Annotated in this window: 4 tRNA genes and 1 rRNA gene; all 5 read left to right on the top strand. The window is 45.4% G+C overall.

The features are described 5' to 3' along the window. Nucleotides 1–102: 102 nt before the first annotated feature. Nucleotides 103–219, top strand: a 5S ribosomal RNA gene (gene rrf, locus ACTYBU_RS22450). A gap of 10 nt (nt 220–229) precedes the next feature. Beyond that, nucleotides 230–304, top strand: a tRNA-Asn gene (locus ACTYBU_RS22445). A 5-nt stretch (nt 305–309) separates the two neighbouring features. After that, nucleotides 310–401 (top strand) — tRNA-Ser (locus ACTYBU_RS22440). A 32-nt stretch (nt 402–433) separates the two neighbouring features. Next, nucleotides 434–508 (top strand) — tRNA-Glu (locus ACTYBU_RS22435). 71 nt (nt 509–579) lie between these two features. After that, nucleotides 580–655: transfer RNA gene (locus ACTYBU_RS22430), tRNA-Val, on the top strand. Nucleotides 656–669 lie beyond the last annotated feature (14 nt).

The raw sequence follows: 669 nt of genomic DNA, 5'->3' as shown, positions 1-669 counted from the left end.
TTCTTCTTACACATAATCTAGTTTTCAGGGAATAATTTTTTTTGAAAAAATCCTTGAAAAATTTTGAGAAGACGATATAATAAAATATGTCTTTAAAAATAGTCTGGTGGCGATAGCGAGAAGGTCACACCCGTTCCCATACCGAACACGGAAGTTAAGCTTCTCAGCGCCGATGGTAGTTGGGGGCTCTCCCCCTGTGAGAGTAGGACGTCGCCAGGCATATAATTATTCCGCAGTAGCTCAGTGGTAGAGCATTCGGCTGTTAACCGAACGGTCGTAGGTTCGAATCCTACCTGCGGAGCCATTATTGGAGAGCTGTCCGAGTGGCCGAAGGAGCACGATTGGAAATCGTGTAGGCGGGTAACCCTGTCTCAAGGGTTCAAATCCCTTGCTCTCCGCCATTTAAAACACTCACCATTTTAAAAAATATTATGGCCCATTGGTCAAGCGGTTAAGACACCGCCCTTTCACGGCGGTAACACGGGTTCGAATCCCGTATGGGTCACCATATAAATTTAAGAAGTCATGTTAAATGCACTACTTACTGTCGCAGCACATGCAATTGATTTCCTATACATCGGAGGATTAGCTCAGCTGGGAGAGCATCTGCCTTACAAGCAGAGGGTCGGCGGTTCGATCCCGTCATCCTCCACCATATAAATATTTATT

Source organism: Niallia sp. 03133 (assembly GCF_052663225.1).
This window is presented reverse-complemented; position numbering and strand designations above follow the sequence as displayed.